Raw genomic sequence first — 14,037 nt, 5'->3', positions numbered from 1 at the left:
ATGAGCAAGGCCCTGGCGCCGCTGGCCGTTTCGATGGGTGATCCCGCCGGGATCGGACCGGAGATCATCGCCAAGAGCTGGGCCGTCCGGGCACTGCGCAGCCTGCCGCCGTTCGTGGCGATCGGCGACCCACGCGCTTTCGCCCGCGTCTGGCAAGGGCCGGTCGCGCCGGTCGCCGATCTCGACGAGGCTGTAGCGACATTCGATCGGGCATTGCCGGTGTTGAGTGTCTGCGAGGCAGGCGATGTGACACCCGGATTGCCTGATGAAGCGGGCGCCCGCTGCGCACTGCAGGCGCTCGAACAGGCCACGGCACTGACCCGCTCGGGGGCGACCCGGGCCTTGGTCACTGGCCCGGTGTCGAAGGCGCAGCTCTACGGCATCGGCTTCAACCATCCCGGCCAAACCGAATTCGTCGCGGAACGCTGCGGTATCGCTGGCGAGGATGCGGTGATGATGCTCGCGGGGCCCTCGTTGCGCGTCGTGCCGATCACCACGCACATCCCCTTCGCCGACGTGCCGCGCGCGCTGACCGTGAACCTGATCCTGGCCAAGGCGCGGGTCACGGCGCAAGGGCTGATCGAGCGGTTCGGGATCAAGGCGCCGCGCCTCGCCTTTGCCGGGCTCAACCCGCATGCCGGCGAAAGCGGCGCGATCGGCCGGGAAGAGATCGACACGATCGCCCCCGCCATCGCCGAACTGCAACGCGAAGGGATTGCCGCAACCGGCCCTTACGCAGCGGACACGATGTTCCACGCCCGCGCCCGCAGCGGCTATGACGCGGTGATGTGCGGTTATCACGATCAGGCGCTGGTGCCGATCAAGACGCTGCACTTCGACGAAGGCGTCAATGTCACGCTGGGGCTGCCGATCGTCCGCACCTCGCCCGATCACGGCACGGCGTTCGGCCTCGCCGGGCGCGACACCGCGCATCCCGGTGCGATGATCGCGGCGATCGCCATGGCGGGGCAGATGGCGGAGCGGCAGGCGCGTACCGACGCGCTGGTTTCGTGAGCATCGTTCCGGTCGGCGGCCCATTGCCGCCGCTGCGCGAGGTGATCGCCCGCTATGGTTTGTCGGCGAGCAAGGCGCTGGGGCAGAATTTCCTGTTCGATGGCCAATTACTGGCGCGCATCGCCGCGGTGCCCGACGATCTCGGCGGTGCCGAGGTGCTGGAGGTCGGGCCCGGTCCCGGCGGCCTGACCCGCGCGCTCCTCGCCGCCGGTGCGCAGGTCACGGCGATCGAGCGCGATCGGCGCTGCATCCCCGCGCTGGAGGAACTTGGCGCGGCCTATCCGGGGCGGCTACGGCTGATCGAGGGCGATGCGCTGGCGATCGACGCGCCGTCGCTCTTCACTGGTCGGCCGCATATCGTCTCCAACCTGCCCTATAACGTCGGCACGGCCCTGCTGGTCGGTTGGCTGACCGGCCCTTGGCAGCCGTGGTGGCAATCGCTGACGCTGATGTTCCAGAAAGAGGTCGCGGAGCGGATCGTCGCTACGCCGAACTCCGACGCTTATGGCCGCCTAGCCGTGCTCGCCCAGTGGCGCAGTCACGCGCGGATCGCCATGCCGGTCCACCGGTCGGCCTTCACGCCGCCGCCCAAGGTGATGTCTGCCGTCGTCCACATCACCCCCGCAGAGCCGCCGGCGGGTGTCGAGGTCGCGACGCTGGAGCGGGTCACCGCCGCGGCATTCGGTCAGCGACGCAAGATGCTGCGGCAGAGCCTGAAGGGCGTGCCGGGCGCGATCGAGGCGGCCGAGGCGGCGGGGATCGATGTGGCACGCCGCGCCGAGACGCTGACCGTCGAGGATTTCGTGGCGATCGCCCGTGCCCTGTGAGACCGCCAATCGCCGTGTCGGCGTAAAGCCTATTCCTTCGCCGTCGCCGTCTTCGTTTGGGCACTGGCGGTGGTAATCGGCGGTCCCTTGGCGATCACGGCGGCGAGCTGCGTCGCCTGCGGGCAGGACGTCTTGCAGAGCGTGCGGATCTTGGCGAGATTGGCCTTGGCCAACGTCACCGCGCCCTTGGCAACCAGCGCCTCGCCCTGCCCCTGCAGCGCCGAAACGTCATTCGGTTCGAGCGACAGCGCCTCGCGGTAGAGACGGATCGCCTTGCCGGGTAGGCCACGCGCGTCGGCGGTCTCGGCCAGCACGACGAACGCCTCGCGGTTGCGCGGGTCCACCGCAAGTGCGGTTTCGAGCAGGTCGGTCGCACCATCGAGGTTGCCCGCGGCCTTGGCCGCCTTGCCCTGGGCGAGCAGCTGGAGCGAGCGGGCGTCGACCTGATCGTCGGGACGCTGGCCGTTGAGGGACGTCGATACGCACACCAGGGTCAATGCGGCGGCGATGGCGACGGACGTGACGCGCATGAAGGTCTCCGACGAGGGCACGAAGCTCAAGCTAGCAGGGCCGCGCCAGCCGCGCGACAAAAAACCCATCGGTGCCGTCATGCGCGGGGTCGAGTCGTAATCCCCTTCCGCGCGGCCGACCGGCGGGCAGCGTCAGCGGCTCGGCGGTCCAGCCGGGACGATCGGCGAGGAAGCGGTCGATCTGCTCCGCCCCTTCCGCATCGAGCAGGGAGCAGACGATGTAGACCAACGCACCGCCAGGTCGCACGAGCGGGGCGCCGAGCGCCAGCACATGGCGCTGCTGCGCCGTAAACCGCTCCAGCCGTGCCGGCGTCAGCCGCCAGCGCGCCTCCGGATTGCGACGCCAGGTGCCGGTGCCGGAACAGGGTGCGTCGATCAGCACCGTGTCCGCATATTCCTCCCAATCCGCGAGCGCCGCCGCCTCGCGGCCGCCGTCGAGCAGGCGCGGTTCGACGATCGTCACGCCGGCGCGGGCGGCCCGCGGTGGCAGGCGCGACAGGCGCGGCCGGTCGATATCGGTGGCGAGCAGGGTTCCGCGATTGTCCATGGCCGCAGCCAGCGCGAGCGTCTTCCCGCCACCGCCAGCGCACAGGTCGACGATGTGTTGGCCGGGCTTGGCGCGCGCGGCGAGCGTGACAATCTGGCTGCCGGCGTCCTGCACCTCGACCAAACCGGCGAGCGGCTCGACATTGGTGCCTGCAGGGAGGCGCAGGGCGTCGGGCAGACCAGCGATCGGTTCGCCGCCCAGCTCGGTTGCAAGGGCGGCGGGATCGGCGCGCAGGCGGTTGATGCGGATGTCGAGCGGCGCGCGCGCCACCAGCGCGGCCTGATCCGCGACGGCGAGGCCGGAGGCCAATAGGGCATTGGAAAGCCAGTCCGGCATCGCCCCCGCCCCGGCAGCGGCTTCGGTTTGATCGATCGGGGCGGGACCATGGGCGGAACCGTCGAAGGTCGCCGCCACCCCGTCGTCCTCACGCGCAAGCCCGACCAGCGCGGCCCGGCCGGTCACGGGCACTTCCCCGGCACGGCGGATGGCGGCATAGACAAGGTCGCGCACGGCGCGCCGGTCCTTCGATCCCGCATAGCGCCGCGTCGCGAAGTAACGCGCGACGAGCACGTCCGCCGCCGCGCCACCGCCGCGCGCGGCGGCAATGACCTCGTCGAGGATGTCGATCGCGGCCTGGGTTCGTGCCGCCGGCGTCATCGCTCCTCGCTCATCGGGTCGGGTAGTTCGGCGCCTCGCGCGTGATCGTTACGTCGTGGACGTGGCTTTCCTTGAGGCCCGCGCCGGTGATCTGCACGAATTGCGCGCGGTTCTTCAACTCGGCGATCGTCGCGGATCCAGTATAGCCCATCGCCGCCTTGATGCCGCCGACCAGCTGGTGGATCACGTCGCGCGCCGGCCCCTTGTAGGCGACCTGGCCCTCAATGCCCTCCGGCACCAGCTTCATCTGGTCCTTGATGTCGCCTTGGAAGTAGCGGTCGGCCGAGCCGCGGCCCATCGCCCCGACCGAGCCCATGCCACGATACGACTTATAGGCCCGCCCCTGGTATAGGAAGGTCTCGCCCGGCGCCTCCTCGGTGCCGGCGAGCAGCGAGCCGACCATGCAGGTCGACGCACCGGCGGCGAGCGCCTTGGCGAGATCGCCCGAGGTGCGCAGGCCGCCGTCGGCGATCACCGGCACGCCCGACTTGGCGGCTTCTTCGGCGCAATCCATCACCGCGGTCAGCTGCGGCACGCCGACGCCGGCGACGACGCGCGTGGTGCAGATCGAGCCCGGGCCGATGCCGATCTTGATGCCGTCTGCGCCGGCATCGACTAGGGCGCGCGTCGCCGCGGCCGTGGCAACATTGCCGGCGACGACCTGAACCGAATTGCTCAGCGCCTTCACCCGTTCGACCGCGCGAGCGACGTCGCGATTGTGGCCATGGGCGGTATCGATGACGATCAGGTCGCATTCCGCGTCGACCAGCGCCTCGGTCCGCTCGAACCCCTTGTCGCCAACGGTGGTGGCGGCGGCGACGCGCAGGCGACCGGCGGCGTCCTTGGTCGCATCGGGATAGGTAACCGCCTTTTCGATGTCCTTAACGGTGATCAGGCCGACGCAGCGATAAGCCTGGTCGACCACGAGCAGCTTTTCGATCCGGCGTTGGTGGAGCAGGCGGCGCGCTTCCTCCTGGCCGACGTCGGTGGAGACGGTAGCGAGATTGTCACGCGTCATCAGTTCGGCGACCGGCTGCTTGGGGTTGCCGGCGAAGCGCACGTCGCGATTGGTCAGAATGCCGACCAGCTTGCCGTCCGCCTCGACGACCGGGATGCCACTGATCCGGTGGCTGGCCATCAGCGCCTGCGCCTCGGCCAGGGTCGCGGTCGGCGCGATGGTGATCGGGTTGACCACCATGCCCGATTCGAACCGCTTGACCTGCCGCACCGCGGCGACCTGTTCCTCGACGGTCAGGTTACGGTGCAGCACCCCCATGCCGCCCAACTGCGCCATGACGATCGCCATGTCGGCCTCCGTCACCGTGTCCATCGCGGAGGACAGGATCGGGATGTTGAGCGCGATGCCGCGGGTCAGCTGTGTCCGGGTGTCGGCGCTACTCGGCAGAATGTCCGACTCCTGCGGGACGAGCAGGACGTCGTCGAAGGTGAGCCCGAGCCGGATATCCAAGGTGCCGTTCCTCGCTGATGGGGAGAAGTGGCGGGCCATGTAACCGCGGTTCGCCGGTTTAGCTAGAGGGCGGCCAAATGCGCCGCGACATAGTCGGTGACCACGCCGACCAGCGAGCCGCCGAAGCGCGGGTTGAGTTCGAGGATGCGCAACGCCCCCTCCTCCAGCTTGTAGTTGAAGCAGCAGGTTCCCTCGAAGCCGAGCGCATCGAGAATGGCGATGCACCGGTCGAGCACCGGCCCCGGATCGGTCGGCATGATCGCCGACGGACGATCGGCGTGGCCGCGGACACCGAGCGGCTGTCCCATGTCGTATCGATAGGCGACCTGAAAGCGGACTCGGCCGCCGACCCGCAGCAGGTGCAGGACATATTCGTCGGCCCCGACGATTGCTCTCTGGCGGAAGACGTCGGGCGTGTCGGCGCCGTCATCTTCGCCGGGACCCTGAATCATTTGGCAGCCGAAGCCGAAATCGCCCTGCCGCGTCTTGCGGATATAAGGAAAGACGTCCGGGGACGGCCCGAGCAACTCGGGAACGGCGTCGCCAAAGCCGTTACCGATCAGCCAGCGATTGAAGGCCAGCTTGTCGTCGCACAGCGCGACCAGATCCGCATCCGGCAGCGTGGCCCGGCCAAGCGCCGCGGCGGGACGCGCCGATGCGATCTGTTCGACGCGCAGCGGCACGACCAGGTCGAAGCGAGTCAGATCGACCGCGTCGAAGGGTGCGAAGCTCGCCTCATAGCGCTGATGGTCAAGATACTGCGCGATCGCCGGCATCTGCGTCGCATGATTGCCGAAGAGAATGCGCCTGATCACGTCGATACGCTTACGATGCGACGGCGAGCAGTGCTATAGCGGTGTGGGGCACCGACGCGGAGTCGGCTCGCCCGGGAGGGCCGACATGGGGATTACCATCGCAGCGTTCGCTTTGGCGCTGGTCTTGTTCTACCTGATGAGCAGCATCAAGATCGTGCGGCAGGGCTATCAGTACACGATCGAGCATTTCGGCCGGTACACCGGCACCGCCAGCCCCGGCTTCAACTTCTATCCGGCGTTCTTCTATCGTGTCGGCCGCAAGGTGAACATGATGGAGCAGGTGATCGACATCCCGGGGCAGGAGATCATCACCAAGGACAATGCGATCGTCTCGACCGACGGCGTCGTCTTCTTCCAAGTGCTCGACGCGCCCAAGGCGGCCTATGAGGTGTCGGACCTTTATGTCGCCCTGCTGCAGCTGACGACGACCAATTTGCGCACGGTGATGGGCGCGATGGACCTCGACGAGACGCTGTCCAAGCGCGACGAGATCAACGCCCGGCTGCTGTCCGTGGTCGATCATGCCACGGTGCCGTGGGGCGTGAAGATCACCCGCGTCGAGATCAAGGACATCCGCCCCCCCGCCGATATCGTCGCGGCGATGGGGCGCCAGATGAAGGCCGAACGCGAGAAGCGCGCCAACATCCTCGAGGCGGAGGGCACGCGCGCGTCGGAGATCCTGCGTGCCGAGGGCCAGAAGCAGGCGCGCATTCTGGAGGCGGAGGGTCGCCGCGAGTCGGCCTATCGCGACGCCGAGGCCCGCGAGCGCGCCGCCGAAGCCGAAGCCAAGGCGACGCAGGTCGTGTCCGACGCGATCGCCACCGGCGGGACGCAGGCGATCAATTATTTCGTCGCGCAGAAATATGTCGAAGCGGTCGGTAAATTCGCCACCAGTCCCAATGCCAAGACGATCCTGTTCCCGGTGGAGGCGACCAATCTGATCGGTACGCTGGGCGGCATCGGCGAACTCGCCAAGGAAGCGCTGGGCAAGTCGACGCCCTCCCCCGCGCCCGGTGAGGCGCGCCGCGGGCCGTTCGAGCTGCCCAAGCCGTGAACCTCGACTCGATCGGCGTGGCGGCAGGCGCGTGGCTGATCGTCGCCCTGGCGCTTGGTATCGCGGAGCTGCTGATCCCCGGCGTGTTCGCGGTGTTCATCGCCGTCGCCGCCGCGGTGGTCGGGCTGACGCTGTTCGCCCTGCCCGGCCTGCCGGTCGCCGCGCAGATCGGTGCCTTCGCGGTGTGGAGCTTCGTGTCGGTGCTGATCGGGCGGCGATGGTACCGCGACTATCCCGTCGCGACCAGCGATCCGCAGCTCAACGATCGTGCGGCGCGCCTCATCGGCCAGATCGTCGTGGCCGAGACGGCGATCGATCGCGACGGCGGTCGGGTCCGGATCGGCGACGGGAGCTGGCCGGCGCGTGGCGTCGCTGTGGCGGCAGGTGAACGGCTGCGCGTCGCCCGGGTGGACGGCGGCGTGGTGATCGTGGAGCGGATCGCCGACTGATTGGGGCAGCCGGGCCGATTGTCGCTGCCAAGCCGCGATTGCGTTGCTATAACGAACCAGTGAGCGACAGCATCCCCTTCGACGTGCCGATCGGCGTCGATCCCGCCGACATCGACTTCATGGGTCACGTCAACAACGCCAGCTACCTGAAATGGGTGCAGGAGGCGGTGGTCAGCCATTGGCAAAAGCTTGCGCCGGCGGATGCGGTGGCGACCCATTTGTGGGTCGCGCTCAAACATGAGATCACCTATCGCAAGCCGACCTTCCTGGGGGATGACGTCATCGCGACGGTGCTGCTCGAAAAGGTTCAGGGCGCGCGGGCCTTCTACGAGACGGTGATCCGCCGCGGCGAGGACGTGCTCGCCGAGGTCAAGTCGAGCTGGTGCTGCCTCGATGCGGAAACGCTGCGGCCCGCACGCCTCGCGCGCGAGGTGATCGATCGCTTCTTCACCAATCCCGACGCGGCCGCGGCCGGCTGACCGTCACCCGGCCCGTCGAGCCGGCGTGACGATCAGCGGTAGGCTTCAGGCGGCTTCGGTGGTCCGCGGTGCGGCCTGGCGCACGCCATCGTCGACATGCTCAGCGAACTGGGCGAAATTCTCGACGAACAGGTCGACCAGCTTGGCGGCGGCCGCGTCATAGGCCGCCTTGTCGGTCCAGGTGCCGCGTGGGTCGAGGATCGCCGCGTCGACGCCGGGCACCGCGACCGGCACCTTGAAGCCGAAGTTCGGATCGGTGCGGAACTCGGCGTCCTTGAGTGAGCCGTCGAGGGCGGCGTTGAACAGCGCGCGCGTCGCCTTGATCGGCATGCGGTGGCCTACGCCATATTGGCCGCCGGTCCAGCCGGTGTTGACCAGCCAGCAATCGACCCCGCCCTTGGCAATCCGCTCCTTCAGCAGATTGCCGTAGACCGACGGGTGCCGCGGCATGAACGGGGCGCCGAAACAGGTCGAGAAGGTCGCGTCCGGCTCGGTAACGCCGATCTCCGTGCCGGCGACGCGCGCCGTATAGCCCGACAGGAAATGGTACATCGCCTGGTCGGGCGTCAGCTTGGCGATCGGCGGCAGGATGCCGTAGGCGTCCGCGGTCAGCATCACGATGTTCTTGGGCACGCCGCCCATGTTCTCGTCCGACGCATTGGGGATGAAGTCGATCGGATAGGCGCCGCGGCTGTTCTCCGCGAGGCTGTTGTCGTCGAGGTCGAGCTGGCGCGTGACCGGATCCATCACCACGTTCTCGAGCACGGTGCCGAATCGCTTGGTGGTCGCAAAGATCTCCGGCTCTGCCTCCGGGGAGAGGCGGATCATCTTCGCATAGCAGCCGCCTTCGAAATTGAAGACCGCGGTGTCCGACCAGCCATGCTCGTCGTCACCGATCAGCGTCCGCTGCGGATCGGCCGAGAGCGTGGTCTTGCCGGTCCCGGACAGCCCGAAGAACACAGCGGTAGAGCCGTCCGCGCCCATATTGGCCGAACAATGCATCGGCATCACGCCGCTGGTCGGCAACAGATAGTTGAGGATCCCGAACACCGACTTCTTCATCTCGCCCGCATAGCGGGTGCCGCCGATCAGGATCAGCTTCTCGGAGAAGTTGACCGCGATCACCGTCTCGCTGCGGCAGCCATGGCGCGCCGGATCGGCCCGGAAGCTGGGCAGGTCGATGATCGTGTATTCGGGCTCGAAGCCCTTCAGCTCATGCTCCTCGGGGCGAACCAACATCGTCCGGATGAACAGATTGTGCCAGGCGAGTTCGTTGATCACCCGGACGCGGACGCGGTGTTCCGGCTGCGAACCGCCGTAGAGATCCTGAACGAACAGATTTTCCTTGTCGCGCAGCGCGGTGAGGAAGTCGGCCTTGAGCGCGGCGAAGGCCTCGGGCGCCATCGCCTTGTTGGTCTTGCCCCACCAGACGGTTGACTCGGTTTCGCTATCGCGGACGATGAACTTGTCTTGGGCGGACCGGCCGGTATGTGCGCCGGTCTCGACGACCAGCGGCCCGTCGGCGCTCAACTTGCCTTCGTTGCGGGCAACCGCCGCCTCGACCAGTCGCGCGGTGACCATGTTCCAATGAAGATCGGCCCGGGTCTCGATCCCCTGGCGATCAAGGCCGGCATGCGGAATACGCTCGTTCACAGACACAGATCCTCCCACAACAAAGCCGCCAACGCGCGCGTCCTGGGGAGGAAAAGTACCCGCGCCGGCTATGCCCCTCGCTTAGGCGGCAAAAGCGATGTCGTCAAACCCATGGCTGCCGTAACGTCATGTGCGATGTGGTTGAGCCGGGCCACGCTTTCGCCTACCGCTGGCGATCATGAGCGGCAGGGCCCCCTTGGCATGACGGCGACGATCGCGCTGGTCGACGACGACCGCAACATCCTGACCTCGGTCTCGATCGCGTTGCAGGCGGAGGGGTTCCTGACGCGCGTCTATTCGGATGGCGAGACGGCGCTGAAGGCGCTGACCGACAATCCCCCGGATCTGGCGATCTTCGACATCAAAATGCCGCGAATGGACGGGCTGGAACTGCTGCGTCGGTTGCGGGAACGCAGCCAGATTCCGGTGATTTTCCTAACCAGCAAGGACGATGAGCTGGACGAGGCGCTGGGCCTGGCGATGGGCGCGGACGACTATATTGCCAAGCCGTTCAGCCAGCGCCTGCTGATCGCCCGGATCCGCGCGATCCTCCGGCGCACGGATGCCGTCACGACTCCCGCCGGGCAAGAACCGGTGGGTGCCGCGGCGCCGCTGGAGCGCGGCCGGCTTTCGATGGACCCGGCGCGCCATCGCACCACCTGGGGCGGCGAGCCGGTCACCCTGACCGTTACGGAATTCCTGATCCTCGAAACGCTCGCACAGCGCCCTGGCATCGTCAAAACGCGCAACCAGCTGATGGACGCGGCCTATCACGACGACATCTATGTCGACGACCGCACCATCGACAGCCACATCAAGCGCCTGCGCCGCAAGTTCCGCGGCGTCGATCCGGAATTCGACGCAATCGAGACATTATATGGCGCCGGATACCGATTCTCCGAAGAGTGAGGGCGGTGAAGGTCGCGATCTCGCGCTTCGCTGGTCGGGCGACATTTCGCTCACCCGTCGCATCTTGGCGGTCAACATTCTGGCACTGCTGCTGCTCGCTGGCGGCTTCTTCTATCTGGACTCCTACCGCAGCCGGATTGTCGACAGTCGCGTCGCACAGGCGAGCCGCGAAGCACAGCTGATTGCCGAAGCGCTGGCCATGGTCGAGCCGGCGCAGCGCGATCCGCTGATGGTGCGATTGGCGAAGGATACCGGCGCCCGGGTGCGAGTGTTCGACGGCGACGGCGATACGGTGGCCGACACACGCGACCTTGATGTCCGCAACTTCGTGCTGCTCGATCCCGACAAGCAGCCCTGGAACCAGGCAGTGGCGCGCTTTCTCGACGCCGGCATCGACACCGTCGTCGGCGCGGCGCGCGCGCCGCTCTACCGCGAACGCAAGGACGGGCGCCAATGGCCGGACGTCGCGGCGACCGCTCGCAATGTCGTGTCGACCACCGTCTGGCGCGCGCCGGACCGCACGCCCGTGATCACCGCCGCTGCGCCGCTGCCACGCGGACAGGTGGTGATGACCACCACCAACGCACGCGACATCACCCAGACGGTTCGGATCGAGCGGTTCCGGCTCAGCCTGGTACTGGCCACGGTGACGATGGTGTCGGTACTGCTGTCGCTGTTCCTGGCCCGGACGATCGTGCGGCCGCTGCGCCGGCTGGCGCGGGCGGCGGTACGGGTGCGACTCGGCCGGGCACGCGAAGTGGTGGTGCCGCGACTGCCGTCGCGGCGCGACGAGATCGGCAGCCTGGCGCGCGCCCTGTCCGACATGAGTCTGGCACTGCGCGCCCGCATCGACGCGACCGAGGCGTTTGCCGCCGATGTCACCCATGAGCTGAAGAACCCCCTCGCCTCGCTGCGATCCGCCGTCGAAGGCCTCGGCCACGTCAAGGACCCGAACCTGCAGGACCGTCTACTGGCTATCGTCCGCGATGACGTTCACCGGCTCGACCGGCTGATCACCGACATTTCCGAGGCCTCACGCCTCGATGCGCAGCTCAGTCGCGCCAAGTTCGAGCCGGTCGACATCGCAGCGATGCTGACGGCGCTGGTCGCCCAACGTCACGACCGCGGCGTCGAACGCAACATTCGGCTGGTATTTGATCGCGGCGACGGTGCGATGGTGACGATGGGCGAAGGCGCGCGCTTGGAACGGGTCTTCGACAATCTGATCGACAATGCCCTGTCCTTTTCGCCTGATGACGGCATCGTCGCGATCTGGGGCGGCCGACAGGGCGACATGCTGGTCGTGCAGGTCGAGGACGAGGGACCCGGCGTCCCCGAAGAAGCGCGCGAGGCGATCTTCCGTCGTTTCCAGTCCATCCGGCCCGAGAGCGAGACGTTCGGCCAGCACTCGGGCCTCGGCCTCGCCATTGCACGAACGATTGTAGAAGGCCATCAGGGCACGATCGCCGTCGAATCGCGCGAGGATCGACTGGGCGGCGCGCGCTTCGTCGTCCGACTGCCGTGCGCCGAAGGCATTTGAAGGCGAACGATACCCTCCATGGCGGTGCTCTCCTCGGAAACTTTGCACGCGACCACGATCGCGATCGACGGCCGCGCGGTCGTGCTGGAAGGGCCCTCGGGGGTCGGCAAGTCCGACCTTGCCCTGCGCCTGATCGATCGAGGCGCGGCGCTGGTCAGCGACGATTATACGGTGCTGATGCGCCGCGGCGATATGCTGGTCGCTCGCGCGCCGGACACGATCCGTGGGCAGATCGAGGTGCGCGGCGTCGGTATCCTGACGCTGCCGAATGTCGCGGAGGCGCCGGTGGCGCTGATCGTCCGGCTGGGCGACGAGCCGGTGCGCATGCCCGAGCGGCGCGTGCGACGCATCGCCGGGGTGCCGGTCCGCGAGCTGGCCTTCGATGCGGCCTTCCCGTCCACGCCGATCAAAATCGAATGGGCCCTGCGCCAGCCCGAGGCGACACCGGCATGAAGGCGGACCGATGAGCGACCGCAAGGATATCCTGCTCGTCACCGGCATGTCGGGCGCGGGCAAGTCGACCGTGCTGAAGACGCTGGAGGATATCGGCTGGGAGGTGGTCGATAATCTGCCTCTCACCCTGCTCAACCGACTGCTCGAATCGCCCCTGACCGAAGGCGCGGGCGACGCCGGGCAGCCGCTGGCGATCGGCATCGGATCGCGGACCCGCGATTTTGCGCCCGAGCGGATCGTCGAGCGAATCCGGGTGCTGCGCGACGAGCACGGGCTCGACATCGGCATGCTGTTCCTCGACTGCGCGGGGGGTGAGCTCGAGCGGCGCTATTCCGAGACCCGGCGGCGACACCCGCTCGCCCCAGATCGCCCGGCGAGCGACGGCATCGCCCGCGAGCGGGAATTGCTGGCGCCGCTGCGGGAATGGTCGAACCGGCTGATCGACACCACCAACCTGTCCTCGCACGCCCTGGCGCAGCAAATTCGCGAGACATTCGCGCGATCAGGTACCGACGCGCCGGTTCTGTCGATCCTCTCGTTCGGCTTCGCGCGCGGGTTGCCCCGCAACGCCGATCTGGTTTTCGACATGCGCTTCCTCCGCAATCCGCATTGGGTGCCGGCGCTGCGTCCGGGGACCGGGCTCGACGCCGACGTCGCCGCCTATGTTGCCGCGGACCCGGCCTATCCCGAGGCGGTCGACCGCATTCACGGCCTGCTGCGGCTGCTGCTGCCGCGCTACCGGGCCGAGGGCAAGTCGTACGTCACGGTCGCCATCGGCTGTACCGGAGGGAGACACCGCTCGGTCCATGTCGCCGCGACACTTGCAAGCCGGTTGCGCGCAGACGGTTTTTCGCCCACCATCGCGCATCGCGACCTGGGCGCCGCGCCACAGGACTCGCTTGAGGGGCCGCCGGCCACAGCATGAGTAATACGTCTGACATGATTGGCCTTGTTCTGGTGACTCACGGCCGGCTCGCCGAGGAGTTCGTGACCGCGATGATCCATGTCGTCGGCCCGCAGGAGCGGATCGCGACGATCTCGATCGGTCCGGACGACGACATGGAGACGCGGCGGGCCGACATCGCCGAGGCGATCGGCGCCGTCGATGCCGGTCGCGGCGTGATCGTGCTGACCGACCTGTTCGGTGGCACGCCGTCGAACCTCGCCATCTCCCTGATGGAGCGAGGCCGGGTGGAGGTGATTGCGGGGATGAACCTGCCGATGCTGATCCGCCTGGGCTCGGCGCGTCGCTCGATGAAGGTGGTCGAGGCGGTCGCCGCCGCGCGCGAGGCGGGGCGCAAATATATCTCGGTCGCTTCCGAGGTGCTCGGCGAGGCCGCCGCATGAGCGCGGTGGAGCGGGCCGTACTGATCACCAACAAGCGCGGCCTCCACGCGCGCGCCAGCGCCAAGTTCGTGACGCTGGCTTCGACGCAGCCCTGCGAAGTGCAGGTCCGCAAGGATGACGGCGCCGTCACGGGCACATCGATCATGGGCCTGATGATGCTGGGCGCGGCGATGGGCGACACGATCACGATCAGCGCGGCGGGAGACGGCGCCGATCAGGCGGTGTCAGCGCTGTGCGAATTGGTCGAAGCCAAGTTCGGCGAAGATTGAGCTTGCAGACCCGCCCGCGGATGCGG

The 14,037-nt window shown here is 67.8% G+C and carries 16 protein-coding genes; 11 read left to right on the top strand and 5 right to left on the bottom strand.

From position 1 onward, the window contains the following. Positions 1 to 1,014 (top strand): 4-hydroxythreonine-4-phosphate dehydrogenase PdxA, encoded by a 1,014-nt coding sequence (pdxA, locus tag ACU5AX_RS02155; protein WP_446689477.1) that lies wholly within the window; start codon positions 1 to 3, stop codon positions 1,012 to 1,014. Between the two features lie 2 nt (positions 1,015 to 1,016). Next, the gene (gene rsmA, locus ACU5AX_RS02150; protein ID WP_446690444.1) at positions 1,017 to 1,841 is read left to right on the top strand and encodes a 16S rRNA (adenine(1518)-N(6)/adenine(1519)-N(6))-dimethyltransferase RsmA; all 825 of its coding nucleotides are present in this window, start codon (positions 1,017 to 1,019) and stop codon (positions 1,839 to 1,841) included. A gap of 29 nt (positions 1,842 to 1,870) precedes the next feature. On the opposite strand, the gene ACU5AX_RS02145 is transcribed toward rsmA, so the two are convergent. The 4 genes from ACU5AX_RS02145 to ACU5AX_RS02130 form a co-directional block, all read right to left on the bottom strand. Next, the gene (locus ACU5AX_RS02145; protein ID WP_446689476.1) at positions 1,871 to 2,371 is read right to left on the bottom strand and encodes a tetratricopeptide repeat protein; all 501 of its coding nucleotides are present in this window, start codon (positions 2,369 to 2,371) and stop codon (positions 1,871 to 1,873) included. A 31-nt stretch (positions 2,372 to 2,402) separates the two neighbouring features. Next, positions 2,403 to 3,575: an RsmB/NOP family class I SAM-dependent RNA methyltransferase gene (locus ACU5AX_RS02140; RefSeq protein ID WP_446689475.1), complete on the bottom strand. Its 1,173-nt coding sequence runs from the start codon at positions 3,573 to 3,575 to the stop codon at positions 2,403 to 2,405. A gap of 10 nt (positions 3,576 to 3,585) precedes the next feature. Next, on the bottom strand, positions 3,586 to 5,043 hold the full coding sequence (gene guaB, locus ACU5AX_RS02135; protein ID WP_198352949.1) for an IMP dehydrogenase: 1,458 nt from the start codon (positions 5,041 to 5,043) through the stop codon (positions 3,586 to 3,588). 62 nt (positions 5,044 to 5,105) lie between these two features. Beyond that, complete coding sequence (locus ACU5AX_RS02130; protein ID WP_446689474.1) at positions 5,106 to 5,858, bottom strand: ATP-grasp domain-containing protein; 753 nt, start codon at positions 5,856 to 5,858, stop codon at positions 5,106 to 5,108. An 85-nt stretch (positions 5,859 to 5,943) separates the two neighbouring features. Here ACU5AX_RS02130 and ACU5AX_RS02125 point away from each other — a divergent pair, with 85 nt between their 5' ends. From ACU5AX_RS02125 to ACU5AX_RS02115, 3 genes are read left to right on the top strand one after another with little or no spacing between them, the layout of a single operon-like run. Further along, positions 5,944 to 6,912 carry an SPFH domain-containing protein gene (locus tag ACU5AX_RS02125; RefSeq protein WP_446689473.1) on the top strand — a complete coding sequence of 323 codons (969 nt, stop codon included), beginning with the start codon at positions 5,944 to 5,946 and terminating at the stop codon, positions 6,910 to 6,912. Then, on the top strand, positions 6,909 to 7,361 hold the full coding sequence (locus ACU5AX_RS02120; protein ID WP_446689472.1) for an NfeD family protein: 453 nt from the start codon (positions 6,909 to 6,911) through the stop codon (positions 7,359 to 7,361). Before ACU5AX_RS02125 ends, ACU5AX_RS02120 begins: the two co-directional genes overlap by 4 nt. Positions 7,362 to 7,420: 59 nt before the next feature. Then, on the top strand, positions 7,421 to 7,840 hold the full coding sequence (locus ACU5AX_RS02115) for an acyl-CoA thioesterase (protein WP_198352953.1): 420 nt from the start codon (positions 7,421 to 7,423) through the stop codon (positions 7,838 to 7,840). 45 nt (positions 7,841 to 7,885) lie between these two features. On the opposite strand, the gene ACU5AX_RS02110 is transcribed toward ACU5AX_RS02115, so the two are convergent. Next, the gene (locus ACU5AX_RS02110) at positions 7,886 to 9,493 is read right to left on the bottom strand and encodes a phosphoenolpyruvate carboxykinase (protein ID WP_446689471.1); all 1,608 of its coding nucleotides are present in this window, start codon (positions 9,491 to 9,493) and stop codon (positions 7,886 to 7,888) included. Positions 9,494 to 9,694: 201 nt separating this feature from the next. Between ACU5AX_RS02110 and ACU5AX_RS02105 the strand changes: the two genes are divergently transcribed. Genes ACU5AX_RS02105 through ACU5AX_RS02080 form a run of 6 tightly spaced genes read left to right on the top strand, consistent with a single transcriptional unit; the run spans position 9,695 to position 14,011 of the window. Continuing rightward, on the top strand, positions 9,695 to 10,402 hold the full coding sequence (locus tag ACU5AX_RS02105) for a response regulator transcription factor (RefSeq protein WP_198353415.1): 708 nt from the start codon (positions 9,695 to 9,697) through the stop codon (positions 10,400 to 10,402). Beyond that, a complete protein-coding gene (locus ACU5AX_RS02100) occupies positions 10,371 to 11,942 on the top strand; it encodes a sensor histidine kinase (protein ID WP_446689470.1) in 1,572 nt (523 codons plus the stop codon). The genes ACU5AX_RS02105 and ACU5AX_RS02100 overlap by 32 nt, the downstream gene beginning before the upstream one ends. An 18-nt stretch (positions 11,943 to 11,960) precedes the next feature. After that, entirely contained in the window at positions 11,961 to 12,395 is a 435-nt protein-coding gene (locus ACU5AX_RS02095; protein ID WP_446689469.1) for an HPr kinase/phosphorylase, read from the top strand. Positions 12,396 to 12,405: 10 nt separating this feature from the next. Further along, a complete protein-coding gene (gene rapZ, locus ACU5AX_RS02090) occupies positions 12,406 to 13,320 on the top strand; it encodes an RNase adapter RapZ (RefSeq protein WP_446689468.1) in 915 nt (304 codons plus the stop codon). Positions 13,321 to 13,334: 14 nt separating this feature from the next. Beyond that, positions 13,335 to 13,742, top strand: coding sequence for a PTS sugar transporter subunit IIA (locus ACU5AX_RS02085; RefSeq protein ID WP_198353416.1), 408 nt, complete (start codon positions 13,335 to 13,337; stop codon positions 13,740 to 13,742). Continuing rightward, complete coding sequence (locus ACU5AX_RS02080) at positions 13,739 to 14,011, top strand: HPr family phosphocarrier protein (RefSeq protein ID WP_198352958.1); 273 nt, start codon at positions 13,739 to 13,741, stop codon at positions 14,009 to 14,011. Before ACU5AX_RS02085 ends, ACU5AX_RS02080 begins: the two co-directional genes overlap by 4 nt. Positions 14,012 to 14,037 lie beyond the last annotated feature (26 nt).

This window comes from Sphingomonas benefaciens, assembly GCF_052907485.1.
This window is presented reverse-complemented; position numbering and strand designations above follow the sequence as displayed.

Bases quoted from the DNA above. Each gene is read 5' to 3' on its own strand.
- pdxA (WP_446689477.1), top strand. From the start codon at position 1: ATGAGCAAGGCCCTGGCGCCGCTGGCCGTTTCGATGGGTGATCCCGCC.
- ACU5AX_RS02145 (WP_446689476.1), bottom strand. From the start codon at position 2,371: ATGCGCGTCACGTCCGTCGCCATCGCCGCCGCATTGACCCTGGTGTGC.
- ACU5AX_RS02140 (WP_446689475.1), bottom strand. From the start codon at position 3,575: ATGACGCCGGCGGCACGAACCCAGGCCGCGATCGACATCCTCGACGAG.
- ACU5AX_RS02125 (WP_446689473.1), top strand. From the start codon at position 5,944: ATGGGGATTACCATCGCAGCGTTCGCTTTGGCGCTGGTCTTGTTCTAC.
- ACU5AX_RS02105 (WP_198353415.1), top strand. From the start codon at position 9,695: ATGACGGCGACGATCGCGCTGGTCGACGACGACCGCAACATCCTGACC.
- ACU5AX_RS02100 (WP_446689470.1), top strand. From the start codon at position 10,371: ATGGCGCCGGATACCGATTCTCCGAAGAGTGAGGGCGGTGAAGGTCGC.
- ACU5AX_RS02095 (WP_446689469.1), top strand. From the start codon at position 11,961: ATGGCGGTGCTCTCCTCGGAAACTTTGCACGCGACCACGATCGCGATC.
- rapZ (WP_446689468.1), top strand. From the start codon at position 12,406: ATGAGCGACCGCAAGGATATCCTGCTCGTCACCGGCATGTCGGGCGCG.
- ACU5AX_RS02085 (WP_198353416.1), top strand. From the start codon at position 13,335: ATGATTGGCCTTGTTCTGGTGACTCACGGCCGGCTCGCCGAGGAGTTC.
- ACU5AX_RS02080 (WP_198352958.1), top strand. From the start codon at position 13,739: ATGAGCGCGGTGGAGCGGGCCGTACTGATCACCAACAAGCGCGGCCTC.